Consider the following 23379-nt stretch of genomic DNA (forward strand, 5'->3'; position numbering starts at 1 on the left):
ACAAACCCGTTGCGCCACCCACCGCAGCACCGGCAAGGTCTACCGTGTCCCGGCCTTTGCGGCTGCCGGACCCGCCCGAGCCCCGGCGACCTCGGACGGGCGAGGGCCGGTCGGCCCCCATCGCATCGAAGGAGCCTGCGGCCATGGCCGAGGTCCACGTCACCTACGACGAGACGGCGGATGCCGCCTATGTGTACTTCACGGATCCACAAGCCCGCCCTTCCGTGGCGCGCATGTACCCCTGTGACCCCGTACAGGTCGACGGCATGATCAACCTCGACTTCGACGAACAGGGACGCATGATCGGAATCGAGGTGCTCGGGGCCGGTGCGAAGCTGCCGACACACCTCCTCGCATCAGCGCGGCGTCTGGGTACCGATGGTGCGTGACGCGGCTGGACCCGGCACCTCGCACTCCCGTGCGCCCGCCGGCGGAGGGCCGGCCCGCCCACGGGCAGCGGCCGGGGCCATGGCGACGGGGGCGTCTTCGGACGGGCCTCGGAAGACCCGTTCGACAGGACCCACGGGATTCAGGTAGCCCGCCAGGAGATACCTGGCGGTCGCTGCGATCGGAGTCCCATGGCACGCACCGCTCACCACCTTCCTCCTTCACGCATCCGGCGTTCAGGTGACCACTCGTCAACGAGGCCTTGGCACTCGGTGGTTCTCCACGACCTCAGGTACAGCGCGGACTGCTTCGCCGACGCGGCACGAGAGGGCAGAAGGCCCCAACCCCGCGCGGTCCGTCGCACGGTGGAGGTCTACGCGTTCCCCCGGCACCAGCGGGACCGCTCCGTCGCCGAGTGGTCCGCACTGGAGGAGCGCCGGGCTCGACAGCGGCTACGAGCCCGAGTGGGGACCCTCCTGAGGCTGGTGAACTCCACCGCCGACGAGCTCGCACTCGACGCGGCGGAAGCGGTGGACGTACCGCCGGCACGTCATCGGCGCGGCTCGCTCTGGCTCGCGTGACCGCCACTGGACAGACGTCTCGCCCGGAAGCCAGGCCGGCCGACGCCCCTCACGTCGGCCGGCCACGGAGACCGCCCCGCTGCCGATCCGCGGCCATCCCGCACGACGGCTCGCGCAAGCGGTCCGCCGTGGTTGAACCGTCCCGCGCCGGCCTCTGATGCTCCTGCATTTTTTGGTGCGCGAGTGAATTCACCCAATCCACCGCGACGGCGCGGCGGGGGCGCGAACCGTTGCCGGACCGGAGCGCGCCGCTTCGCAGGACGCGATGTCAACGGATCCGGGTACACCAGGCAGCCCCTTTCGGGCGGTTGCCGTGCAGTGCGTGACGGAGGCTGGTTGCGGAGCCTGTCGGGCGCGACGGGCCGGGGCCGGGTGACGATGGTGTCGGATTCCTGCCGGACAGGAGGCCGGGATCGTTGGTTGGCTGACCGTGTGACCACAGCACACATGGACAAGGCCCTGCTCTTCCGCTCCCTTCACAGTTCCGCGCGCCCCCTCGCGCTCGCCAACGCCTGGGACGTCGCCAGTGCCCGTGTCATCGAGGCCGCAGGGGCACCCGCGATCGCCACCACCAGCGCCGGGATGGCCTGGTCACTCGGCCGTCCGGATGGGCAGGCCCTTCCTCCCGGACAGGTGGTGGAAGTGATCGCCCGCATCGTCGCCGCGGTCGACGTACCGGTCACCGCCGACATCGAGGGCGGATACGGACAGGACGCGGCCGGCGTCGCCGAGACGGTGACACGCGTGCTCGAAGCGGGTGCCGTGGGCGTCAACATCGAGGACGGCACCCGGCCTCCGGCCGAGCTCGGGGCACGGCTGGCGGCGGCCCGGGCTGCGGCCGAGCGAGCGGGTGTGCCCCTCTTCCTCAACGCCCGCACCGACACCTACCTGTTCGGCCTGGGCGACCCCGGCACCCGGCTCAAGGACACCCTGGAGCGGGCGCGCGAGTACGTGGACGCGGGCGCCGACGGCATCTTCGTTCCCGGCGTCACCGACGCCGCCACCATCGCGGAGCTGGCCGCGGGCATCTCCGTACCGCTGAACATCATGGCCGGCCCCGGATCGCCGGACGTCCCCCGGCTGGGCGCCCTCGGCGTCTCCCGCGTCAGCCTCGGCTCCGGCGTCGCCCAGACCGCCTACGCCGCCGCCCGCCTCGCCGCGCGGCAGTTGTTCGACACCGGTGACTACCAGCCGCTCGCCGGCGCCATCGCCTTCCCCGAACTCAACAGCTTGTTCCCCCACTCGCGGTGAGGTGAGGCCCGGCAGGCCGAGGCGCTCCCCCGCCGGCGCCCGCCGGACGGCGTTGACGACAGGTGAACCGGCTTGTTCTGGAAGAGCAGAACGACTGGGGGCCTCTCGCGTCGCGTGCACTGCGTGCAGCAGCCGCTCGTGGACATACGGCGGCCAGCTCGGCCGGTTCCCGTGCGAGTGGGCGAGGCGTGCAGCGCCGGGGAGCGCGCCTGCTCAGGCCGGCTGACCCGGAACGGCGGTGGTCCCGGCTCTTGCACCCAGGATGCGCCGGCCGCCGCGCCGGCTCCCGTCCGTGTGTTGCCGGCGGACCGCACCACGCCCAGCGTCGGTGCGCGGAGCCGGCGGCCGGGTCGGTGAGGTCGTATCGGCGCGCGTGAGGGAAAGCCGCCCTTGACCGAGGCCTTCCGCCGGCGTGAGCCCCCGCCCCCTCTGCTCCAGGGCCACGGCCGGCGAGCGGGACGGCGGTCCGGTTCCAGGAGGCGGTCGATCGCGTGCGTCGGAAGCGACCCCGTCTGGCGGCGCCGGCGCGGGCTCCGCCCTGCCTCACGCCACGCCGCAGCTGACGTCTACGCCGAGGCCTTTCGTTCGTCGGCCTGGAGTCCGCGCAGTGTCCAGAGGCCGTACGCAGCCAGCAGCGGTTTGACGACCGTCCACTCGCCAGGCCGGTAGTCGTCCGCGCGCACCAGCCTCCGCGCGAGATCGGGGCGCTGCCTCCGCAAGTACGCACGGGCCTTGAGCGCATGAGCCGGCTGGGAGACGATCTTGATGCGGTCCGCGTCTTCCAGCAGCGGGATGACGTTGGTGATGTTCTCCCACGTCGTCGCGCTCTGGTCTTCGAGAAGCACCGTACCGTCGAACGCGAGCGCCCTCTTCGCGTAGTCGGCCATCAGCCGGGCCTCCGACACGCCGCTGCCGATGGCACCGCCGCTGAAGATCACGCGGGTCTCGTGCGCACCGTCGGCGGCGACGGAACGAATTCCCGCACGGACGCGCCAGCGGTTGATCAAGTTCGCCCTCGTCCGGGGATTCCGGTACCCCAAGACCACCACGGCCTCGGAAGCGCCCCCGCTGTGCCCCACGAGGGCCCGCGACCAGCGCCAGTTCAACCACTCGCCCCAGGCCAGGGCCGCGACCCCGGCCACCGCCAGTCCCGTTCTTCGCCGCATGCGGTGACTCTAGGGCACCTCGGCGCGGGACCGCGCAGGAACCAGCCGCGCTGCGAACGACAGGTCCGTCCGGGGCGGCGGCACCCGTACCGTCACCCTGCCGTCCGCCGGCCCGAAGCAGCGCACCGCCGGGAGGCAGGCCCCGCGTGGCCTCTGGGCCATGCCAGCCTCCCGCCCGCACCGCGTCGCCGTCCTCGTGCTGGAGGGCGCCAAGCCACTCGATGTCGGCATTCCCGCGCAGGTCTTCACGACCCGCGCGAGCATGCCGTACGAGGTGCGGGTCTGCGGGGCGGCGCCCGGGCTCGTGACCGGCGGTGACGGCCTGTCGTACTCCGTCGCCCATGGTCTAGACGCACTGGCGTGGGCCGACATCGTCTTCGTCCCCGGCTACCGGTTCCCGGACCGCGAGGACCCGCCGCAAGCCGTGGTCGACGCACTGATCGCCGCCCACGGCCGGGGCGCGCGGCTCGCCGCCATCTCGACGGGTGCCTTCGCGCTCGCCGCCACGGGCCTGCTCGACGGCAGGCGCGCCACGACGCACTGGCACTACACCCGGGAACTCAAGGCCAGGCATCCGCTCGTCCAGGTCGACGAGAACGTGCTGTTCGTGGACGAGGGCAGCGTGCTCACCTCGGCCGGCGCCGCCTCCGGCATCGACCTGTGCCTGCACATCCTGCGCGGCGACCTCGGAGTGGCCGCGTCCAACCACGCGGCCCGCCGTCTGGTCGCCGCCCCCTATCGCAGTGGCGGCCAGGCCCAGTACGTTCCGCGCAGCGTTCCCGAGCCGCTCGGCGAGCGCTTCGGCGCCACCCGCGAGTGGGCGCTGCACCGGCTGGGCGAGCCCCTCACCCTGGACGTACTGGCACGGCAGGCCGGGGTGTCGCCGCGCACGTTCTCGCGACGCTTCGTCGAGGAGACCGGGTACACGCCGATGCAGTGGGTGATGCGCGCCCGTGTCGACCTGGCCCGCGAGCTGCTCGAGCGGTCGCAGCGCAGCGTCGAACAGATCGCCGCCGACGTCGGCCTCGGCACCGGCGCGAACCTGCGCCTGCACTTCCAGCGCGTCCTCGGCACCACCCCGAGCGACTACCGGCGCACCTTCACCCGGGGCGCGTGACGCCGGGGCGGGACGGCACCGTCATCCCGGGTGACGTCCTGGGCGCCGCAACGGGACGGGACCGTCACCGATCGACGCTGTGGCGGGATCCTTTTGAACGCTGGCGATCTCGCCACTGTCAGCGGCGCGCGCCGCGGGCGAGCCTGGTGGCGAACGGAAGGGACATCACTCATGACTCGCATCGCCGTCAACGGATTCGGCCGCATCGGACGCAACGTGCTGCGCGCACTGCTCGAACGCGACAGCACCCTGGAGATCGTCGCCGTCAACGACCTCACCGAGCCCGCCACGCTCGCCCGGCTGCTCGCCTACGACAGCACGGCCGGCCGGCTCGGACGTCCGGTGACCGTCGACGGGGACTTCCTCGTGGTCGACGGCCGCCGGATCAGGGTGCTGGCCGAGCGTGAACCGGCGCAGCTGCCGTGGGCCGAACTCCGCGCCGACATCGTCCTGGAGGCCACCGGACGCTTCACCTCGGCCAAGGCGGCCCGCTCCCACCTGGACGCGGGCGCGAAGAAGGTCCTCGTCAGCGCGCCGTCGGACGGCGCCGACGTCACGCTCGCGTTCGGGGTCAACACCGACGCCTACGACCCGGCCGTGCACACGATCGTCTCGAACGCCTCCTGCACCACCAACGCGCTCGCGCCGCTGGCGGCGGTCCTCGACGAACTCGCCGGCATCGAGCACGGGTTCATGACGACGGTGCACGCCTACACGCAGGAGCAGAACCTGCAGGACGGTCCGCACCGCGACGCCCGTCGGGCCCGGGCCGCCGGCGTCAACATCGTGCCGACCACGACCGGTGCCGCCAAGGCGATCGGTCTGGTGCTGCCGAACCTCGACGGCAAGCTGTCGGGCGACTCGATCCGCGTCCCGGTGCCGGTGGGTTCGATCGTGGAGCTGAACACGACCGTCTCCCGCGACGTCACGCGCGACGACGTGCTGGCGGCGTACCGCGCCGCGGCGGAAGGGCCGCTCGCCGGCATCCTCGAATACTCGGACGACCCGCTCGTGTCGTCCGACATCACGGGCAACCCCGCCTCCTCGATCTTCGACTCGGCCCTCACCCGCGTCGACGGCCGCCACATCAAGGTGGTCGCGTGGTACGACAACGAGTGGGGCTTCTCGAACCGCGTGATCGACACACTGGAACTCCTCGCGACCCACTGACCGGCGCAGGGGCGGTACCGCCCCTGCGGCGACCGTTCCGGCCGGCCCCTGTCGTGAGCGCTCCGGCTGTGGAACCCGGTCCGTTCGGTGCCTGGTACGGGCAGGTGGGAAGCTGTGTCCGAGGCAGCGGCTCCGTGGAAGCGGGGTCGCCGCAAGCGCCTCGGTCCGCGACGCTGTCGTCGTGACCGCTCGCGTCCGTCAAGAGTCCCCCGGCGCCCGCGCCGCCGCCGAGTCCGGAGTTATGGCAGTGCTTTTCGACATCACCCGCGAGAAAGTCGCCGCCGTGTTCGGCGAGGACCGGCTCGCGACCCTGCCCGCCACCGCCTTCCCGCCCGCCGCCGCGGACACCGAGGGCGCCCGGCTCCTGCGGACGGTCGGCGTGCCCACCGGGACGCTGTGGCTGCGTGAGCCCGACGAGGATTCCGGCCGGCTGCCCGTCGTCCGGGACGTCGTCGACGTGGAGGACTTCGAGGACGCCTCGGAGGGTGCCGGCGAATGGCCCGTCGTCGGCTGGCTGCTCAACGCCCACCTCGCCCTGGACCCCGGTTCCGGCAAGGTGCACGCCTTCGACGCCGACGAGGAGACCGTGCGGGAACTGCACACGGACGTCTCCTCTTTGATCCAGGTCACCCTTCGGTTCCAGCGCCTGCTCGAAGAGTTCACCTTCGGCGGCGGCGACGACGGCGGCGACGAGGAAGCCGGCTTCAAGCGCTTGGAGCGCGAGGTGGAACGTATCCGTCAGGAGACGAGCGGCATCGACCCGCTGCCCTTCCAGGACGACGAGTCCGTCTGGTCCGTGGTCGGCGAGGAGATCGCCGCGGGCCAGCGCTTCACGGGCGACAGCCCGGGAGCCCGCTCCCTCTACGGCTGATCAGCCCCGATGTCGCGGGGGTGCCGCGGCGACGGCCCGCGCGGTGCGCGTCAGCCCGGCACTCGCGGACACCGTCCGCTGCGTTCTCGTGACCGGCACCCGTTCCGGGCGATGACCTGGGTCGTCAGTCGGCTGCTTCGACGTACGACGCCAGGTTGGCCAGCGAGGACGCCATCCCGGCCTCGTGGACTGCTCGGTCGATTCCCGGTGGCACGCCCATGGCGGTGACCGTCACCTCGGTTCCCTCACCGGCGGCAGTGAAATTCCAGGTCATCGTCATGGTGCCCGTGTACGACGGGTCGTCCGCCTCGAACACCGCCCGCTGCACCACGCGCTCCGCCGGCACCAGCTCGGCGAACTCGACGTCCACGACGTCCGTCGCATCCGACGTCTTGCCGGGGCCGTCGGTGGGACGGAGGTAGGTGAGGACCATGCGGAACCCGCCACCAGGCCGGGGGTCCCATTGGGCGACCCGACCGCGCATGCCCTCCGGCGGCAGCCAGATCTCCAGCGCGTCCCGGTCGAGGAGGGCGCCGTACACGGCCGCCGGTGGGGCCGCGATCATCCTGCCGGCGCGGTCGGTCCTTCCCATGGCCCGATTCTAGGACCGGACCGACGGCAAGCGGTCCGGGCCTACGAATGGCCGGGCTGCGGCGGAACCGAGGCCCCCGCCGGATGGCGGAGGACCCGCTGAGGCTCCCGGCAGCCGGTGACGGTGCGCCCAGCGCTCGGCGGTGCCGTTCACGAGCGGATGCCGGGTCCCGGGGCAGGCGACAGGGGCTCGTCCCGGGCCACTTCGGCGTGGGCGCCGGCACCGTCCTGGTGGAGCCCGGCCACGAGGGTTCTGGGGGAACTGAGCCCGCGCGCGGCGGCTGTCGCGGTGCGGGGCGCGGTGACGCGGCCCGCACCGCGGGGTGGGTCAGATGCCGAACGGCGCGGCGTAGCGGACGGTTCCGCCGGGCAGCGGGTGGTCGGCGTCGAGGCCGAGTGCCATGAGGGCCTCGTCAGGGACGTCGATGGTCAGGCCGATGCCGTGGGCGGAGGCGCGGGTGAAGCCGAACCGGGGGTAGTAGGCGGGGTGACCCAGGACGACGACGTAGTGCTCGCCCCTCTGCTTGGCCGTCGCCAGAGCGGCGCGGACGGCCGCGGAGCCTGCGCCGCTCCTTTGGTGCTCGGGCCGTACGGCGCAGGGGGCCAGGCACAGGGCCGGCTCGTCGCCGATGTGGCAGCGGGTCAGCAGGGCGTGGCCGACGGGCCGGCCGTGCCCGTCCGTGGAGACGACGGACAGGCCGTCGATCCAGGAGGCGTCGGCGCGCAGGGCGTCGACGAGGTCGGCTTCCTCGGAGGTCGCGAACGCGGTGAGGAGGATGTCACGGATGGCGGGGATGTCGGCGCCGGTCTCGGCGCGCGTGATCCAGTCGCGCATGGTGGAGGAGGCTCCGTTCCGGAGGGGGTTCGTGTGGGTCCCTCGCGAGCTCACGCTCCCAGCGAGGGCGGGCAGGACGAGGTCAGGCCACGGCCCGGGACGTGAGGGGCGCCCGGACGCTGCGCAGGGTGGCCTTGCACGCGGTCATCCGCCTCACCTCCCTGTCTCTCCGCTCCGGGTCGCACACGAACAGAGACCACGGTACAGCGGTCCGATGTCCGCCCCGCTCGTCAGGTCCCCCTCGAGATCGCTCATGCGGGGAACCGGGAGGCGGTCTACCGGCGGACCGCCGAGATCAGCCCGCCGGGCCGCTCATCGGGCCGTGGTGGGGTGGGGACCTGCCGGCCGTACGCGGCAGCGCGCTCGCGCAGGGTGTGGCTCTCCGCCTGCCAACCGTGTCCGGCCAGCCAGCCGACCGGGTCGTCGGGCATCTCCGAGACCCACATGGACGCCGCCGACCCCGGCGCGGCGTCCGCGCCGAAGCGCTCGATCACGCCGCGCGAGCCCAGCGTCAGTCCCAGTCGGCTGCCTGCCGCCGACTGCCTGCTGATCCGGTCCAGCAGGAGATCCACCGCCTCATGGGGCAGGTAGATCAGCAGTCCTTCGGCGATCCAGGCGGTCGGCACGGCGGGGTCGTGTCCCGCGGCGGCCAGCGCGGCCGGCCAGTCCTCACGCAGGTCCACCGCGACGGTGATCCGCTCGCAGCGCGCGACGGCCCTCTCCTGGCGCAGCACCGAATCCTTGAACTCCATTGGGACCGCGGTGTCGACCTCGAACAGCCGGGTTCCCTCGGGCCAGTCCATCCGGAAGGCCCGGCTGTCCATGCCTGCGCCGAGCAGCACCACCTGCCGGATCCCGGACGCGGAGGCCTGCCGCAACAGGTCGTCCAGGAACTTCGTCCTGATGACGATGGAGAACGAGACGGCCAGCCGGCGGCGTCGCGCGGCCTCGTCGTCGGGAAGGGGCGGCGAGGAGGGCCACAGGCCGCCGGCGGCGGCGAAGGCCTGTGCCAGCGGGTCGCGGAACAGAGCGTTCTCCCGCTCGGTCTCCAACGCCCGCACCCTGGCCACCCCCACCGCCGTGGCCCACACTCCCGACGGCTGCGCCCGCTCCCGCTCATCAGTCACCGCGCCAGCCTAAGGCTGTACCCGTAAGCGATCCGTGAGTTGACGGCGGTGAGGGCGGTCGCTGTGCGGACCACGCCGCTACCCGAAGGGCGCTAGACCGCGACCAGCAGCACCCCGTCGGCGGCCGAGCGCCCCGGTCCGGTCCCGTCAAGAGCCGGCCCGGGGGCCCTGCCGGAGAGGGCGACGACGCCCCCGAGAGCCCGGGTTCCGCCACGGTCGCCCGGGGTTCAGTAGCCGATGGTGAAGCGGCGCTGGACGAAGCGGGGCAGCTCCGCCTCGTCGACCAGGGCCACGGCCGCGTCCTCCACCGAGATGCGGCTGCGGCCGTCGGCGTCGAGGACCGGCTGGTCACCACCGATCCTGAAGCGACCGGTGCGCTCGCCGGGGGCTATCTCCTCCGCCGGGCTGAAGTAGGTCCACAGCCGGTTCGAGGTGCGCAGGACGTTCAGGGCGTCGCGGTGGCCCCGTACCGCCGCCGCGTACGCGCGGGGCAGCCCCAGCCCGTCGAGGGTGGTGTGCAGCAGCTCGTCGGAGTCCGCGCGCACCACTCCCGGTTCGATTTCGAGGCTCCCGGCCCCGCCGATCACGATGAGCCGGGTCCGCGGATGGCTCTCCAGAGCCTTCAGCAGGGCCCGCGCCGCCGTGGCATAGACGGTGGGGTCGGCGATCGAGCGCCGGACGGTGTCCGCGAAGTCCGTGGCGGCATTGCCCGGCTGGAATCCGCTGATGAGGACATCGAGTCCCGGGAGGACGCCGGCGACGCTCTGGGGGTCCAGGACGTCGACGCTCGCCCAGGTGACGCGGTCCCGGCTCTCCTCGCGCTGTGCCTGAACGGCGTTCCGGCTGAACGCCCTGACGTGGTGGCCCCGTTCGAGGGCCTCGGTGACGACCCGGCCGCCGATGGTTCCGGTGGCTCCGATGACTCCGATGTGCATGGCTATCCCCTGTTCATGCGGACGCGGGACGCCACGGAAAGTGACGCCGTCACGAAACTATACGCCGTGAAGTTTCTGTACGGCGCTCACTAAACGAACGATGTAGAGTGCCCGGTGTGACAGTCACGGGAAGCAGGGGAAGGCGCGAGCGGCTGCGGGCCGAGACCACGGCCGAGATCAAGAAGGTCGCACTGGACCTGATGGCCTCGGGCGGCCCGGACGCCATCACACTGCGGGCCATCGCCCGCGAGATGGGCATGACCGCCAACGCGATCTACGGCTACTTCGCGACCCGCGACGACCTGGTCACCACGCTCGTCAACGACGTGTACACCGCCTTGGCCGACGCCGTCGAAGCCGCCTGGGACGCCGCCCCCGCCACGGATCCCGCCGTCCGCATCGACGCATGGGCCACCGCCTTCCGTACCTGGGCCCTGGCCAATCCGCAGGGTTTCCGGCTCGTCTACGGCGACCCCGTGCCCGGTTACCGCGCCCCCGAAGGCGGCCCCGCCCCGGACGCCGCACGCCGGGTGTGCACCGGACTCACCGCGCTCGCGGCAGCCGCGTGGCCCCACGCCCGGCACCTCTACGAGGACAGCGCCTTCGACTGGTCCGACTTCGACCCCGGGCTCCTGGCCAAGGTACGGCCGGCGTTCCCGGACCTGCCGCCCGCCGCCGTCGCCCTCGCCCTGCGCATCTGGGGACACCTGCACGGCCTAGTGTCACTGGAGGTCTACGGCCACATGCGCACCCAGACCACCAACCCCGGGAAACTCTTCCAGGAGGAACTGGCCGAGCTCCTGCGCATGCTGGGCGTTCCCCGCCGGAGCTGAACACCCCGGGCTCCGGCCGCCACGTCAGGGGCACAGCGCCGCGGGAGACGACGGCCGAGCCGCACTGCCGCGGGATCTCGCACCCACTCCCACCTGACCGGGTGGGCGCCGCTCGTCGGCCAGGAGAGCCTCGTCGCCTTCGCGGGCCCCGGTCAGTACGCCAGGCCGGCCGCCGCGCCGAGGGCGGCGGCCGGAGGGGCTGCCCCGCTACGGAAACCCGACGGACGGAGCGGTGGCCAGTGCGGCCGCCCTTTGACGTGCCGGGACCCGGGCGGGAGCCCGCGTGACGAGGGCCGGAGTGACGGCCAGATCATCGAAGCGCATCGACTTCGTCATCGTCATGGGCAGATCTCGTCAAGAGCCCTGTAATAAAGAGACTTTCGTTGTGCGCACCCTCTTGTTTCGCGCGAAACGCGTCCGTTAGCTTCGCCTGTTGAGTGAAGCGCTTCGACTGCCCCCTGCTTACTTACTCACAACCCGCGCCTGCCATGACGGTGCCCTGCCCACCGCGCTCTCCGCCGCCCCGCTGCCGCCCAGCGCCTGAAGGCGCCTCCCTTCGGACGACACCCCCGCCGGACCCACGTGCCCGTACAGCGAAAGGACCTGGTGGCTTGTCAGACACCGGCCCCGCCAACCCCGTCATCCCGGGCTTCCACCCCGACCCCAGCATCTGCCGGGTGGGCGGCGACTACTACCTCGCCTGCTCCAGCTTCGAGTACTTCCCCGGCGTACCCCTCTTCCACAGCCGCGACCTGGTGCACTGGACGCAGATCGGCAACGTCCTGGACCGGCCGAGCCAGCTGCGTCTGCCCGCCGACGTTCCGTCCTCCGCCGGGGTCTACGCCCCCACCCTGCGCCACCACGACGGACGCTTCTGGCTGATCGTCACCGATGTCCAGGAAGGCGGCGGTCACCTGATCGTCACCGCGACGGACCCCGCGGGCCCCTGGTCGGATCCCGTCCGGCTCGACGGCGTGCCCGGCATCGACCCCGACCTGGCCTGGGACGAGGACGGCACCTGCTGGTGCACCGTCGCCGGGGTGTCGCAGGTCCGCATCGACCCGTACACCGGGAAGACGTACGGGCCCCTGCGGAGGACCTGGTCCGGCGCGCCCGGCGACAAGGCCCCGGAGGCGCCGCACCTGTACCGGATCGGCGACTACTGGTACCTGCTCATCGCCGTGGGCGGCACCGAGCGCGGCCACGGCGTGGCGGTCGCCCGTGGCCACAGGCCCGACGGCCCGTTCGAGCCCTGTCCGGCCAACCCGATCCTGACCCATCGCAGCACCGACCACCCCGTGCAGAACACCGGGCACGCCGATCTGGTCCAGGCCCCCGACGGCTCCTGGTGGATGGTGCTGCTCGGCGTACGACCGCGCGGCGGCACCCCCGGCTGGCACGTGCTCGGCCGGGAGACCTTCCTCGCCCCCGTGACCTGGGTGGACGACTGGCCGGTCGTCGGCGAGGTCGCCCTGGACCTGCCGGATCCGCCGTGGCCGCTCGTCCCCGGCCCGGAGGAGGAACGGCGGGACGACTTCGACCGGAAGGCACTGCGGCCGGCGTGGATCTCCGTGCGGGACCGCACGGCGGAGCACTGCACCACCGAGGTGCGCCCCGGCTGGCTGACGCTCCGCGCGCGGGACGGCGGCCTCGACACCCCCGGCGTCGTCTTCACCGGCCGGCGCCAGCAGCACCTGTCGTGCCGGGCGCGCACTCTGGCCGACCCCTCGGAGGGCCGCGGGGGCCTGGCCGTGCGGCTGGACGAGCGGCACCACTACGCGGTCGAGGCGTCGGGCACCGAGGTGCGGGTCGTCGCACGCGTCGGGCCGCTGCGCACGGTCGTCGCCACGCACCCCGTTCCCGAGGGACCGGTGGTCCTCGGCCTCACCGTCACCGACCCGCCGCCCCCGCACGGGCCGTGCACGGGACCCGACGTCGTCTCCCTCGGCTTCGAGCGGCCGGACGGCACCTTCACCGTGCTCGCGACTCTCGACGGCCGCTACCTGTCGACCGAGGTGGCCGGCGGATTCACCGGTCGCGTCATCGGCGTGTACGCGGCCGCCGGCACCGTCCACTTCGACTGGTTCGACTACGAACCCCTCACCTCGTGACCACCTGTCCGACCACCGTCCCGACCACAGGTCCGGCAAACGGCCAACCCCCTGTCCGGCCACCCTCCCGACAACCCGCCGAAAGGAACAACAGGTGAAGGACACACGGCACCCCGCGCTCCGCCGCAGCCGCGGCCCCGGGCGCCTCGCCGCCCTGGTGCTGGCGCTGCTCGTCGTCGTGGGCCTGTCCAGCGGCGCCACGACGGCGGCGACCGGGAACCCGGCACACGCGGCGCGGTCGCAGGTCCGCGTTCCGGCCTCCGCCATGGGCGCCGTGGCGGCCATGCAGCCCGGCTGGAACCTCGGCAACACGCTGGACGCGATCCCCGACGAGACGTCCTGGGGCAACCCGCCGGTCACCAAGGCCCTGTTCGACACCGTGCGCGCGCAAGGCTTCCGCAGTGTCCGCGTCCCGGTCACCTGGACCGACCACCAGTCCGCCACCGCCCCGTACACCATCGACGCCACCTTCATGAGCCGCGTCAAGCAGGTCGTCGACTGGGCGCTGGCCGACGGCCTGTACGTCGTGCTCAACGTCCACCACGACTCGTGGCAGTGGATCGCGGACATGCCCACCGACCACGACGAGGTCCGGGCCCGCTTCGACGCCGGCTGGTCGCAGATCGCCACCACGTTCCGGGACGAGCCGCGCTCCCTCCTCTTCGAGAGCGTCAACGAACCGCAGTTCAACAACACCACGGACGCGCGGAAGACCCAGCTCCTCGACGAACTCAACCGCTCCTTCCACACCATCGTCCGCACCTCGGGAGGCGGGAACACGAACCGTCTGCTGGTCCTGCCCACGCTGGGCTGCACACCCTCGCAGGCCCTCATGGACGACCTGTCCGCCACGATCGGCACGCTGCACGACCCCGACCTGATCGCCACCGTGCACTACTACGGCTGGTACCCGTTCAGCGTGAACATCGCGGGCGGCACCCGGTACGACGCCACCGCCCAGAAGGACCTGACCGACGCCTTCGCCCGCATGCACGACTCGTTCGTCGCCCGGGGCGTCCCCGTCTACCTCGGCGAGTACGGCACCCTCAGCTGGCCCGACCACACCCACCCCGACTCCATCGAGCGGGGCGAGGGCCTGAAGTACGTGGAGCAGCTCGGGTACCAGGCGCGTGTCGCCGGGGTCACCACCGCGCTGTGGGACCCCTTCTCCTACCTGAACCGCTCCACCCTCCAGTGGCGGGACCCGGCGCTGTTCGCCTGGGTCAGGTCGAGCTGGACCACTCGCTCGGGCACGGCCTCCTCCGACCGGGTCTTCGTGCGGAAGTCGAGCCCGGTCACGGCCCGGACACTCACCCTGAACCCCAACGGCACCTCCTTCCGGGGACTGTGGCAGGGCGGCACCCGGCTCGTCGTGGGACGGGACTACACGCTGTCCGGCGACCGGCTCACCCTCACGGCCGCCGCTCTGACGCGGCTGACCGGCGATCACGCCTACGGGGTCGACGCGACGCTCCAGGCCCGGTTCTCCCGGGGGCTGCCCTGGAACGTCGACATCGTCACCTACGACCCTCCGGTCCTGTCGAACGCCGCGGGTACGACGGCCTCGTTCACCGTTCCCACGCAGTACCGCGGTGACCTGCTGGCGACCATGGAGGCCACGTACGCGGACGGAAGCAACGCCGGCCAGGCCGACTGGACCCCGTACCAGGAGTTCAACCGCGCCTTCTCGCCGGACTACGCGGGCGGCGGGATCAATCTGACGCCCGACTTCCTGGGCGCGCTGCACGACGACGCACCCGTGAAGCTGACCTTCCACTTCTGGAGCGGTGCGACCGTCACCTACCACGTCACCAAGTCCGCGGGTTCGGTCACCGGCACGGCGTCCTGACCGAACGGCCGTTCGCCCTGGTTCCGCGCTCCCCCGGGCAACCAGGGCACATCCCGTGGGCCGGCCCGGTCCTCGCCGGTGAGCAGCGCCTTGGAGGCCGTGTGGACGCCGAGGCGTCCGACCGCGGAAAGGCATGATCCAATAGGTCCGGTGGACAAGGGAGTTTCGGACTGATGGGCGGATTGATCGGGGCGGGTGTTCCGCTGCTGCTCGGGGCGGTGTTCATGGCCGTCGGCCTCACCCTCCGGCGTCGTACGCGAAGGCTGCGGCAGCAGGGGGCGAAGGCCCGGGGGACGGTCGTCCGGTTTCACATCGGGCGCGACGTCGACAACAGCGCCACGATGTACAGCCCGGTGGTCCAGTGGGTGACCGGTGACGGCCGGACCGTGGAAGGCGTGTCCCCGATCGCCAGGAACACGGTCGGTGATCTCCGCACGGGTTCGGTGGTGACGGTCTTCTACGATCCGCACAACCCGAAGCGGATGCTCATCGACGGGCACGACGGCGCCGCGCTGGTCACCGTCTTCTGCGTCGTGGGGGCCGTGTGCCTGGCGGCCGGCCTCCTCGTCGCCGGGATCCTGGTCGCTGCTTGACGGGCCTGCGGTCCCCGGGAGCGTGCACGTGGGGACACGCGCACCTTGCCCTGGCGTCGGGAGCCGCCTGGATCCGGCTCGTGCGAAGTGAACGCCCGGGAGCGGGGCCCGGCGGCCATCCGGGCGGCCGGGCGCGGGGCGGCGGGCGGTTCGGGGTCCGGCAGGGGCACGCGGCCGTCCTCACCACCCTGGTCGAAGACCTTGGGGCGGTCAGTGCGCCGTCGGCGCCCGGACGGACCGGCCGACGCTGCCGACGCGGGCGCCGAGGCGTCTCGACGCGGGCCAGGTGACGTCCCGGCAGGCGGCGGTGACCTGCTCGATGTGCTCGGTGTCCCGGTCGCGGCTGTGCTGCGGTTCGTCCATGGAGGGATCCCGTAGCCGGTGATCATCCGGCCGGGGTTCCCGCCGGGGCGGGTGCAGCGGCTGACGGGGCACGGCCGGGGCTGTGGGTAGCATCGGCGTTCATGGCGCTGACGAAGCGGTACACGGCCCGGGTTCTCCTGGTGGACGAGGCCGGTCGTCTGCTCCTGCTCTGCGGGCGTGACCCCCGCAGGCCAGGGGCGAGATGGTGGTTCACTGTCGGCGGCGGCGTCGAGCGGGGCGAGACCTACCCCGAGGCCGCCGTGCGGGAGGTGTGGGAAGAGACCGCCCTGTGCCTTCCCGTGGAGCGGCTGAGTCCCGTCGTCTGGACCCGGCAGGCGACCTTCACCGTCGACGGCCGCGTCTTCGACCAGTACGAGGAGTACCGTCTCGCCCGGGTCACCGCCGAGGAGGCCGGCGGGATGGACATCCGGACCGAGGAGGCCCGTTACGGGCATCACTGGTGGTCGACGGCGGAACTGGCCGGCACCACGGAGACCGTCCGGCCCAAGAGGATGGCTACCCTCCTGCCCGGCGTACTGGCAGCCGTCGACCTCGACCGGCCGCCCGTCCATCTGGGCGACTTCGACGAAGACACGGATCCCGACCAGTTCGCCCGCGCGTCCGGCTGAGGGCCGGTGAAGGTGCGGCCTCGCCGACCGGGCCGACGCCGCCGTACCCGCCGGAGGGGGACGGGCCGGCACGCTCAGCCCACCAGCCGGGGAGTCCTCTCCGCGGGCGGGGTGCGCATGGTCCGGAGCGGCGACAGGAAGGTGGGGAGGACGCTCAGCGTCATGCCGGCCGCGCCGATCCACAAGGTGGCCGCCGCGCCGAACACGGAGCCCAGCGCCCCGCCCAGGACGCCTCCCAGAGGAACGCCACCCCAGGACACGAACCGAGCCGTGGCGCTCACGCGGCCCAGCAGCCGATCCGGGGTGAGCGCCTGCTGCAGGCTTGACTGGGCCACCACCCGGACCACTCCCCCGAGAGACAGCGTCGCGAGACCGATCGCGGCGACGCACACGCTCCAGCCCGGCCGGGCCAACGGCATCAGGACGGTCCAGGGGCAGGTGAGCAGCGGGGCGAGCCAGATGACAGGACCGTGCCCGACGCGCCGGGAGGCCCGGGTCGCCGCCAGCGCGCCGAGCAGGGCGCCGCAGCCCATCCCCGACAGGATGAGGCCCACGCCGAGGGAATCGAGTCCCAACTCCCTTTCCAGATACACCAGCAGCATGGTCTGGTAGACGACGAGGGAGAGGTTGAAGAGGGAGTCTCCCAGCATCATGGCCCGTAGAGCGGGTCGTCGGAGAACGTATCCCAGTCCCTCTGTGATCTCCCGGCCCAGATGAGGGCGCTCACTGGACTCGGGCTTCTGCTCGCGTCCGCCGATGGTGCCCGCGAGCAGGGCGGACATGGCCATTCCCGCCGAACTCACCAGCAGTGTCGCGGGCGCACCGATCAGGCCGACCATCGGTCCGGCGATCGACGGTCCGCCGATACTGGTCACCGAGCGTATCGCCGAGAGTCTCGCGTTCGCTTCGACGAGGCCGCCCCGGCCTACGAGGTGTGGCAGATAGCTGACGTAGGCGACGTCGAAGAAGACGGTGAGGACTCCGTGGACCAAGGCGACCGCGTAGAGCCACCAGACGGTGAGACGGCCGGCCCACCAGGCGAGCGGTACCGTCACCAGGACCAGCGAGCGCGCGGCGTCGGTGCTGATCATCACGGACCGCTTCCGCATGCGGTCGATCCACGCGCCGGCCGGTAACCCGACCAGGAGCGAGCCTGCCGTGGTCATCGCCGTCAGCAACCCGACCTGGAAGTCGCCGGCGTCCAAGGCCACGATCGCCACCAGGGGCAAGGTGAGGAAGAGGATGCGATCGCCCAACTGCCCGAGGGCGGTGGCGGCGAAGAGGCGTCCGAAGTCGGGGTCACGCAGAAGCCCGGGGCGGGAGGGTGTCGGCATACGCGTCTCCTACGGGTGTTCGGGGCGTCGCGGTGCCGGTTCCCGTGGCCGCGGCACCTCGGCCGCGAACTCGTACACCACTTCCCGGCGCGCGTCGGGGATGACGATGTCGGCGGTTTCGACCGGGCGTCCGTCCGTGTCGTAGATGGTCCGCTCGATGTGCAGCATCAGGTCGCCGGTACCGATCCCCAACAGGTACGCCTGCGTCCGGGTGGCCCGAGCCGGGCGCGGGGTCTCGGCCACCGTGTCGACGAGCACGCCGATGGAGCGCATGCGCTCGACCACCCCCTTGCCCGCCAAGGGGCCCGTCTCGGGCAGCACGATGGGTGTTCCGCCGGTGATGGCCATCGGTTCCCAGGACTCGGAGAGCTGGACGGGCTGACCGTCGGCGAGGAACTCGTAGTCGGTCCGGACGCAGAGGTCTCCGGGGCGGACGGCGAGCCGCTCGGCGATCGCCTTGGGAGCGGGAACGCGCACCTGGCTGTACGCGTCCCAGGCGTCGGCCCTGCCCCGTTCCCTCGTGCCGGCGCCGTACGGGAATCCGCCCCGGCGTTCACGGTGGCGTGAGCGGAGCAGCCGCAGGCGCTCGCGCGGTGTGCGGACGTAGGTGCCCGAACCGGCGCGGCCTTCGAGAAGGCCGTCGGTGATCAGACGGTCCATGGCTCGCTGCACGACGTTGCGTCCGACGCCGTACTCCTCCGCGAGCCGCACGCGGGACGGCAGCCGCTCTCCTGCCTCCCACTCCCCCGCGAGGATCCGCGTGCGCAGCATGTCGGCCACGGCACGGTAGGGCGCTTCTCTGGGCACGGCTGTCTCTCCGGTTGTTCCGTTGCGGGGCAGGGGGGGTGATCCGGGCTGCGTTGGCAATGTACTGAGCGCGCCGAAAGCTACTGGAGTAGAAATACGCTCGGCGTCCGGGAGTTGCCGGGCGTCAGGCGACCGGGTCAGCGCGCGCGTTCCCCGGTCTCCGACTCGGCCGGCACCACGGCCGGCCGGCCCGGCGCCGCCAGGTGCTCCTCGTCCCGAGCAGCGGCGCCCACGTGCACGGTGTGGTCGAGGTCCTCGGACCGGTCCGGGTCCTGCCACACGTCTCGCTGCCGTGCGGGGCTCGCCGGACCGGTTCCCGGCAAGTGCCTCGGCAGGTTCTGTCCGCGCCGGCTCGCAGCCGCGCCTGTCACGGGCAGGGCGGGGCAGGCAGGATGATCGGCATGACCCACTTCTCGTATGAAACCGCCGTGTTCCACGACCGGTTGGCCGGACACCCCCGCCTGGCGGACTTGGCTCTGGCGCCCGATGGGACCCGTTTGATCCTCACGGTGTACTCGGTCGACGACGAGGGCACGGGGCACGACGCGACGCTCTGGGAGGTCGACCCCTCGGGTCAGGGTGAGAGCCGGCTCGTGACCGGGGCCGTCGAAGGGGACTTCGCCCCGGCGTTCGCCGCGGACGGAACGCTGCTGTTCCTCTCTGACCGCCAGGACCGTCAGGGCCCTCAGGACCCTCAGGGTTCCGACGCCGCCGGTGACGACGGAACGGGTACCTCGCTGTGGGCGTTGCCCGAGAGCGGTGAGGCCAAGCGGATCGCCGGCCACCCGGGGGGCATATCCGCCTTCACCGTCGCCGCGCGTGTGGGCACGGTCGCCTACACCGCCGACCTCCTGCCCGGCGCCGCGGACACCGAGTCGTACGCCGCCTCTCTGCGTGCGCGCGAGAACGCCATGGTCACCGCGGCCCTCTACGAGGAGACCACGACCGGTGTCTGGGGCGCGGCCCTCGGGCCGGACGAACCGCACACGTTCGTCCTGCGCCCCGACGGGCCCGCGGTGAACGCCGGCAGCCAGGGCCTGGCGGGCGAAGCGGACATGGCGGTCTCACCGGACGGCTCGCTGGTGGCCTACACGCGGGCCGCGACCGGCCGCGCCCCGGACACGAACACGGTGGTGGTCGCCGACGCGGCCACGGGTGCCCGGCGTCGCGTCTTCTCGCGCCCTGGTCACCAGTACTACCGCCCGGCGTTCACCGCCGACGGCTCGACGCTGGTCTGCCAGCGCCAGCGGGAGGAGACGTACGACACCGAATGGCGCGTCACCCTGGTCGCGTTCGACCTCGCCAGCGGTGAAGAGGCCGACCTGCTGCCGGAGTTCGACAACTGGCCGTGGCCCGGACGGGCGGTCCTTTCGCCGGTTCCCGGGGACTCCACCTTGTGGTTCACCGGGGACGAGCGGGGGCACTGCCCGGTCTTCCGCCGCGACACGGACGGCACCGTCACCCGGCTGACCGCATCCGGTGCCTACACCTCGCTGTGCGTGACACCCGACGGGACCGCTCTCTACGCGCTGCGCAGCGCGATCGACAGCCCTCCCCGGGTGGTCCGGCTGGATTCCGCGACGCCCGATCAGCGACCCGGCTTCCTCAAGGCCCCCGGCGAGCTCCACCGGCTACCCGGCACCCTCACCGAGGTGCGCGCCCACGCGGACGACGGCTTCCCGCTGCGAGCCTGGCTCGTTCTGCCCGAAGGCGCCTCGCCCGAGCGTCCGGCGCCTCTGCTCGTCGTTCCGCACGGGGGGCCGCAGGCGTCCTGGAGTGCCTGGACCTGGTCGTGGAACCCCTGGCCGTTCGCGGCCCGGGGCTACGCGGTACTGCTGCCGGACCCGGCCCTGTCCACCGGCTACGGGCAACGGATGCAGGAACGCGGCCGGGGGCAGTACGGCGGTCAGCCCTACCGTGACGTCATCGCGCTGACGGACGCCGCACTGGCACGCGCCGACCTCGACGCGACCCGGACGGCCCTCGCCGGCTGGTCCTACGGCGGCTACCTGGCCAACCGGGCAGCGACCCTCACCGACCGCTTCAAGGCCATCGTCTCCGCCGCCGGGATGTGGAACCTGGAGGCGTTGCAGACCGACACCGACATGCGCGCCTACTTCCACAAGATCTTCGGCGACCCGCGGACGCGACGGGAGCGGTACGAGGCCGACTCGCCGCACCTCGACGCGGCGAGGGTGACGACGCCCGTGCTCATCGTGCACGGCGGCAGGGACCACCGTGTGCCGATGGGCCAGGCACTGAGCCTGCACCACGATCTCCAGCGGCTCGGCGTGCCGGTCCGGTTCCTGCACTTCCCGACCGAGGGCCACACCATCGGAGCGCCGAACCACATCCGCGTCATGTACGAGACGGTGCTGAACTTCCTCGACCACCACGTCCTCGGGCAGAAGTGGCGACGTCCCGCGATGCTCTGACCGGTCCGGCCACACGAGCGGAGGCGTCGATCACTTCTGGACGGCGGCCCGGGCGCCGTCGGACGGCGGTGTGGGTCGCCGCGGTCACTGCTCACCGACAGGTGGCCGGCGGGCGAGGAACTCCTCGAACGCCGCCTTCTGCCGTGGGTCCATGAAGCCCTGGCGGACGTTGCGCGCCTGTTCCCGGAGCCAGTGCGCCTCGTCGGGGTCCAGCAGCTCGGCCACCACCACACCTCCGCGGGCGACCGCGGTGCGCCCTCCCACGCGACGGCGGAAGAGCGTGAACGGTCCGTGTTCCGCTGGGTGGGCCAGTTCCGGCTCGTCCGTCCCCGGCTGGTCCTCGTCCTCCGCGTCGCCCGTCGGGTAGGCGGTGGGGGCCCAGTGCTCCCAGAGCGCCAGCGTGGCCGCGGGCACGAGCACGGCGCGCTCCGCCTCCGTACGTCCCTCCCACAGGAACGCGACGTCGACGGGCTCTCCGACCGCCTCGGCCAGCCCGAGCACCCGCTCCATCTCGTCGTTGACCGGGTAAGCCACCTCTACGTCCATCCGAATCCCCATGGCGTTCGAGGCTACCGGCCGCTTCCGACACGCCCGCCCGCGGAGCGGGCGGGCATGCCGCCACCGATGTCCGCTCCGCCTGGCGATCCCCCGGTGCGAGGATGGTGACGTGCTGGATGCGATCGAGTCGGTGAACTGGGGTGCCGTACCCGGCCACCCCCGCTGGTACGACCCGGCGCGTGCCGCCCGGGGTCTGCGCGCCCTGGCAGACGCGGCGAGCCTGAAACAGGCGGCCGAGGCAGGCACGCTGCTGGACGGTGGCGGCATCGTCCACGGCCACAGCGCCGCGGTGTTCCCGGCGGCCGTCGTCGCGGCGCCCCTGCTCCTCGACATCGTCCGGCAGGGTCACCCGGCAGCGGGGGACACCGCGTTGGGCCTGCTCGACCAGGCCCTGTCGTGCTATCCCCACGCCGGGTACACGCGCGTGACGACTCCTTACGGCGCGGCGGTGCCGGTCTGCTGCGCCATCGCCCACCACCTGCGGGCCCGTGCGGATCTCCTCGCGGCGCTGGGCAAGAGGGGGAGGGCGCTGCTCGCCGAGGCGGCCGGGCACTGGCGCTTCGAGATCCGCGAGTGCGTCGCCGACGGCGACGACACGGCGGTGTTCGGCACCTTGGCAGGCTGTCTCCCGGACGGCGTGTGCGCGGCGGAACTGCATGTTGGCGACGACTTCGGCGTCCTGAACGAGGTCGCCCTCGAATACCCGCCCGTGGAGGGCTCCCGTGAGGCGTGCCTGCGCGTGAGGGGATGTCGTCCCGGCGAACTGCCGCCGCGTGCCGTCCTGTTGTCGGCGGAGTGCGGGGAACGCGTCCACTGACCGGCCTCCGGGGCGGTACGAGGGCTGACCGGAGGAGTCATCGCGACATCCGGCGTTCTCCCTCGCCCACGCCGGTCAGTGGTCGTCCGTGCCGGACTGTCCGTTGCCGGCTCCGGGCGTTTCCCCCTCCGGCTGCGGTGCGGGGCCCAGCAGGACCTCGATGCCCGCGCGCAGGTAGCGTTCCAGGGCGGCGTCCGGTGCCGAGAGCAGGGCCGGGGGGCGGATCTCCGTACGCATCAGGCTGGTGCCGAGCATCCAGGCCGCCAGGAGTTCCGCTCGCAGGTCGGCGTCGGGGCCGCCGAGGCGGGAGGCCAGGCGCTTGGTGAACACCTCCGTGAAGTCGGCCCGCAGCCGGGCGACCGCCTCGTCCCTTCCGGAGGACCGCAGCACCGACAGCACCGGATGCGGGAAGTCGCCGTCCTTGGGCGCCCCCAGGAGCAGCGCGCAGAACCAGTCGGGGATCGTCTCGACGGGCTCCCGCAGCAGCGGCTCGAATATCTTGCCGGTGCCCGTCACATCGTTGAAAAGCGCTTCCTTCGAGCCGAAGTAGCGGTAGACGAGGGCGGCGTCCACGCCCACGTCGCCCGCGATGTCGCGCACGCTGGTGCCCTCGTAGCCGTACTTGCCGAAGCGGAACGCCGCGGCGGCCCTGAGCGCGGTGCGCGTGCGCGAGGCCGATCGCCTGTGGGCAGGCCGGCACGCCTCCGCCTCCGAGGCCTCGCCGTCGTGTGCTGCCGTCACGTCACCGCACCTTTCGTCGTCCGTCGAACGTCCCGTCGTCCGCCCCATGTTCCAGTCTGGAGCGACTGTCTCAAAGTCACCGACCGATGTCACCGGTCGTTGACTTGTGTTCGCGCCGCATGCCATACCTGAGGCAGGTCAACGATTGATGACTTGAGAACTCGCAGTACCGGGCCGTACGACGGAGCCGGCCCGTTCCAGGTCGCCCGCACGGCACGACGGCGCACGTCCCCGACACGCGCCCGGCGCCGCGCGCGGGCCCCACCGACCGGAAAGGG

24 protein-coding genes are annotated in these 23379 nt (G+C 72.3%); 13 read left to right on the forward strand and 11 right to left on the reverse strand.

Annotated features, from left to right (window positions below):
* The first annotated feature begins 143 nt into the window (after window positions 1-143).
* The 3 genes from ACZ4VF_RS30910 to ACZ4VF_RS30920 all read left to right on the forward strand — a co-directional run bounded on the left by ACZ4VF_RS30910 (window position 144) and on the right by ACZ4VF_RS30920 (window position 2219).
* On the forward strand, window positions 144-389 hold the full coding sequence (locus ACZ4VF_RS30910; RefSeq protein ID WP_467930109.1) for a DUF2283 domain-containing protein: 246 nt from the start codon (window positions 144-146) through the stop codon (window positions 387-389).
* Window positions 390-752: 363 nt separating this feature from the next.
* Window positions 753-968, forward strand: coding sequence for a hypothetical protein (locus tag ACZ4VF_RS30915; RefSeq protein ID WP_467930111.1), 216 nt, complete (start codon window positions 753-755; stop codon window positions 966-968).
* A 432-nt stretch (window positions 969-1400) separates the two neighbouring features.
* The gene (locus ACZ4VF_RS30920) at window positions 1401-2219 is read left to right on the forward strand and encodes an isocitrate lyase/PEP mutase family protein (RefSeq protein WP_467930112.1); all 819 of its coding nucleotides are present in this window, start codon (window positions 1401-1403) and stop codon (window positions 2217-2219) included.
* A 566-nt stretch (window positions 2220-2785) separates the two neighbouring features.
* On the opposite strand, the gene ACZ4VF_RS30925 is transcribed toward ACZ4VF_RS30920, so the two are convergent.
* On the reverse strand, window positions 2786-3385 hold the full coding sequence (locus ACZ4VF_RS30925) for a YdcF family protein (protein ID WP_467930113.1): 600 nt from the start codon (window positions 3383-3385) through the stop codon (window positions 2786-2788).
* A 160-nt stretch (window positions 3386-3545) separates the two neighbouring features.
* Here ACZ4VF_RS30925 and ACZ4VF_RS30930 point away from each other — a divergent pair, with 160 nt between their 5' ends.
* The 3 genes from ACZ4VF_RS30930 to ACZ4VF_RS30940 all read left to right on the forward strand — a co-directional run bounded on the left by ACZ4VF_RS30930 (window position 3546) and on the right by ACZ4VF_RS30940 (window position 6543).
* Complete coding sequence (locus ACZ4VF_RS30930) at window positions 3546-4502, forward strand: GlxA family transcriptional regulator (RefSeq protein ID WP_467930114.1); 957 nt, start codon at window positions 3546-3548, stop codon at window positions 4500-4502.
* Window positions 4503-4673: 171 nt separating this feature from the next.
* A complete protein-coding gene (gene gap / locus ACZ4VF_RS30935; RefSeq protein ID WP_467930116.1) occupies window positions 4674-5672 on the forward strand; it encodes a type I glyceraldehyde-3-phosphate dehydrogenase in 999 nt (332 codons plus the stop codon).
* Between the two features lie 247 nt (window positions 5673-5919).
* Entirely contained in the window at window positions 5920-6543 is a 624-nt protein-coding gene (locus tag ACZ4VF_RS30940; RefSeq protein WP_467930345.1) for an SUKH-4 family immunity protein, read from the forward strand.
* A gap of 124 nt (window positions 6544-6667) precedes the next feature.
* Here the strand turns inward: ACZ4VF_RS30940 and ACZ4VF_RS30945 are convergent, their stop codons facing one another.
* The 4 genes from ACZ4VF_RS30945 to ACZ4VF_RS30960 all read right to left on the reverse strand — a co-directional run bounded on the left by ACZ4VF_RS30945 (window position 6668) and on the right by ACZ4VF_RS30960 (window position 10031).
* Window positions 6668-7135: an SRPBCC family protein gene (locus tag ACZ4VF_RS30945; RefSeq protein WP_467930117.1), complete on the reverse strand. Its 468-nt coding sequence runs from the start codon at window positions 7133-7135 to the stop codon at window positions 6668-6670.
* A gap of 327 nt (window positions 7136-7462) precedes the next feature.
* Window positions 7463-7969, reverse strand: coding sequence for a GNAT family N-acetyltransferase (locus tag ACZ4VF_RS30950; RefSeq protein ID WP_467930118.1), 507 nt, complete (start codon window positions 7967-7969; stop codon window positions 7463-7465).
* A gap of 275 nt (window positions 7970-8244) precedes the next feature.
* Window positions 8245-9060, reverse strand: a complete 816-nt coding sequence (locus tag ACZ4VF_RS30955; protein ID WP_467930347.1) for a class I SAM-dependent methyltransferase — start codon at window positions 9058-9060, stop codon at window positions 8245-8247.
* 263 nt (window positions 9061-9323) lie between these two features.
* Window positions 9324-10031, reverse strand: a complete 708-nt coding sequence (locus ACZ4VF_RS30960; RefSeq protein ID WP_467930120.1) for an NAD(P)-dependent oxidoreductase — start codon at window positions 10029-10031, stop codon at window positions 9324-9326.
* A 116-nt stretch (window positions 10032-10147) separates the two neighbouring features.
* Here ACZ4VF_RS30960 and ACZ4VF_RS30965 point away from each other — a divergent pair, with 116 nt between their 5' ends.
* The 4 genes from ACZ4VF_RS30965 to ACZ4VF_RS30980 all read left to right on the forward strand — a co-directional run bounded on the left by ACZ4VF_RS30965 (window position 10148) and on the right by ACZ4VF_RS30980 (window position 15417).
* Window positions 10148-10864 carry a TetR/AcrR family transcriptional regulator gene (locus ACZ4VF_RS30965; RefSeq protein ID WP_467930121.1) on the forward strand — a complete coding sequence of 239 codons (717 nt, stop codon included), beginning with the start codon at window positions 10148-10150 and terminating at the stop codon, window positions 10862-10864.
* Window positions 10865-11475: 611 nt separating this feature from the next.
* Complete coding sequence (locus ACZ4VF_RS30970; protein WP_467930122.1) at window positions 11476-12975, forward strand: glycoside hydrolase family 43 protein; 1500 nt, start codon at window positions 11476-11478, stop codon at window positions 12973-12975.
* 94 nt (window positions 12976-13069) lie between these two features.
* Entirely contained in the window at window positions 13070-14824 is a 1755-nt protein-coding gene (locus ACZ4VF_RS30975; protein ID WP_467930123.1) for a cellulase family glycosylhydrolase, read from the forward strand.
* A 173-nt stretch (window positions 14825-14997) separates the two neighbouring features.
* Window positions 14998-15417, forward strand: coding sequence for a DUF3592 domain-containing protein (locus ACZ4VF_RS30980; protein WP_467930125.1), 420 nt, complete (start codon window positions 14998-15000; stop codon window positions 15415-15417).
* A gap of 210 nt (window positions 15418-15627) precedes the next feature.
* Here the strand turns inward: ACZ4VF_RS30980 and ACZ4VF_RS30985 are convergent, their stop codons facing one another.
* Entirely contained in the window at window positions 15628-15780 is a 153-nt protein-coding gene (locus tag ACZ4VF_RS30985; RefSeq protein WP_467930126.1) for a hypothetical protein, read from the reverse strand.
* 101 nt (window positions 15781-15881) lie between these two features.
* Here ACZ4VF_RS30985 and ACZ4VF_RS30990 point away from each other — a divergent pair, with 101 nt between their 5' ends.
* Window positions 15882-16409 carry an NUDIX hydrolase gene (locus ACZ4VF_RS30990; protein ID WP_467930127.1) on the forward strand — a complete coding sequence of 176 codons (528 nt, stop codon included), beginning with the start codon at window positions 15882-15884 and terminating at the stop codon, window positions 16407-16409.
* Window positions 16410-16483: 74 nt separating this feature from the next.
* Here ACZ4VF_RS30990 and ACZ4VF_RS30995 read toward each other — a convergent pair whose 3' ends face one another.
* The 3 genes from ACZ4VF_RS30995 to ACZ4VF_RS31005 all read right to left on the reverse strand — a co-directional run bounded on the left by ACZ4VF_RS30995 (window position 16484) and on the right by ACZ4VF_RS31005 (window position 18831).
* Window positions 16484-17743 carry an MFS transporter gene (locus ACZ4VF_RS30995; protein WP_467930129.1) on the reverse strand — a complete coding sequence of 420 codons (1260 nt, stop codon included), beginning with the start codon at window positions 17741-17743 and terminating at the stop codon, window positions 16484-16486.
* 9 nt (window positions 17744-17752) lie between these two features.
* On the reverse strand, window positions 17753-18550 hold the full coding sequence (locus ACZ4VF_RS31000; protein WP_467930130.1) for a GntR family transcriptional regulator: 798 nt from the start codon (window positions 18548-18550) through the stop codon (window positions 17753-17755).
* A gap of 137 nt (window positions 18551-18687) precedes the next feature.
* Window positions 18688-18831, reverse strand: a complete 144-nt coding sequence (locus ACZ4VF_RS31005; RefSeq protein ID WP_467930131.1) for a hypothetical protein — start codon at window positions 18829-18831, stop codon at window positions 18688-18690.
* A gap of 120 nt (window positions 18832-18951) precedes the next feature.
* On the opposite strand from ACZ4VF_RS31005, the gene ACZ4VF_RS31010 reads away from it, so the two are divergent.
* A complete protein-coding gene (locus ACZ4VF_RS31010; RefSeq protein WP_467930132.1) occupies window positions 18952-20985 on the forward strand; it encodes an alpha/beta fold hydrolase in 2034 nt (677 codons plus the stop codon).
* Window positions 20986-21069: 84 nt separating this feature from the next.
* On the opposite strand, the gene ACZ4VF_RS31015 is transcribed toward ACZ4VF_RS31010, so the two are convergent.
* On the reverse strand, window positions 21070-21543 hold the full coding sequence (locus ACZ4VF_RS31015) for a hypothetical protein (protein ID WP_467930134.1): 474 nt from the start codon (window positions 21541-21543) through the stop codon (window positions 21070-21072).
* 109 nt (window positions 21544-21652) lie between these two features.
* Here ACZ4VF_RS31015 and ACZ4VF_RS31020 point away from each other — a divergent pair, with 109 nt between their 5' ends.
* Entirely contained in the window at window positions 21653-22360 is a 708-nt protein-coding gene (locus tag ACZ4VF_RS31020; RefSeq protein WP_467930135.1) for a hypothetical protein, read from the forward strand.
* A gap of 75 nt (window positions 22361-22435) precedes the next feature.
* On the opposite strand, the gene ACZ4VF_RS31025 is transcribed toward ACZ4VF_RS31020, so the two are convergent.
* Window positions 22436-23101: a TetR/AcrR family transcriptional regulator gene (locus ACZ4VF_RS31025; RefSeq protein ID WP_467930136.1), complete on the reverse strand. Its 666-nt coding sequence runs from the start codon at window positions 23099-23101 to the stop codon at window positions 22436-22438.
* Between the last annotated feature and the right edge of the window lie 278 nt (window positions 23102-23379).

Source organism: Streptomyces sp. NPDC029151 (assembly GCF_055564315.1).

Excerpts from the sequence above, each read along its gene's own strand:
- ACZ4VF_RS30985 (WP_467930126.1), bottom strand. The coding sequence starts at position 15,780 with ATGGACGAACCGCAGCACAGCCGCGACCGGGACACCGAGCACATCGAG.
- ACZ4VF_RS30925 (WP_467930113.1), bottom strand. The coding sequence starts at position 3,385 with ATGCGGCGAAGAACGGGACTGGCGGTGGCCGGGGTCGCGGCCCTGGCC.
- ACZ4VF_RS30960 (WP_467930120.1), bottom strand. The coding sequence starts at position 10,031 with ATGCACATCGGAGTCATCGGAGCCACCGGAACCATCGGCGGCCGGGTC.
- ACZ4VF_RS30910 (WP_467930109.1), top strand. The coding sequence starts at position 144 with ATGGCCGAGGTCCACGTCACCTACGACGAGACGGCGGATGCCGCCTAT.
- ACZ4VF_RS31015 (WP_467930134.1), bottom strand. The coding sequence starts at position 21,543 with ATGGGGATTCGGATGGACGTAGAGGTGGCTTACCCGGTCAACGACGAG.
- ACZ4VF_RS30990 (WP_467930127.1), top strand. The coding sequence starts at position 15,882 with ATGGCGCTGACGAAGCGGTACACGGCCCGGGTTCTCCTGGTGGACGAG.
- ACZ4VF_RS30980 (WP_467930125.1), top strand. The coding sequence starts at position 14,998 with ATGGGCGGATTGATCGGGGCGGGTGTTCCGCTGCTGCTCGGGGCGGTG.
- ACZ4VF_RS30995 (WP_467930129.1), bottom strand. The coding sequence starts at position 17,743 with ATGCCGACACCCTCCCGCCCCGGGCTTCTGCGTGACCCCGACTTCGGA.
- ACZ4VF_RS30945 (WP_467930117.1), bottom strand. The coding sequence starts at position 7,135 with ATGGGAAGGACCGACCGCGCCGGCAGGATGATCGCGGCCCCACCGGCG.
- ACZ4VF_RS31010 (WP_467930132.1), top strand. The coding sequence starts at position 18,952 with ATGACCCACTTCTCGTATGAAACCGCCGTGTTCCACGACCGGTTGGCC.
- ACZ4VF_RS30930 (WP_467930114.1), top strand. The coding sequence starts at position 3,546 with ATGCCAGCCTCCCGCCCGCACCGCGTCGCCGTCCTCGTGCTGGAGGGC.
- ACZ4VF_RS30950 (WP_467930118.1), bottom strand. The coding sequence starts at position 7,969 with ATGCGCGACTGGATCACGCGCGCCGAGACCGGCGCCGACATCCCCGCC.
- gap (WP_467930116.1), top strand. The coding sequence starts at position 4,674 with ATGACTCGCATCGCCGTCAACGGATTCGGCCGCATCGGACGCAACGTG.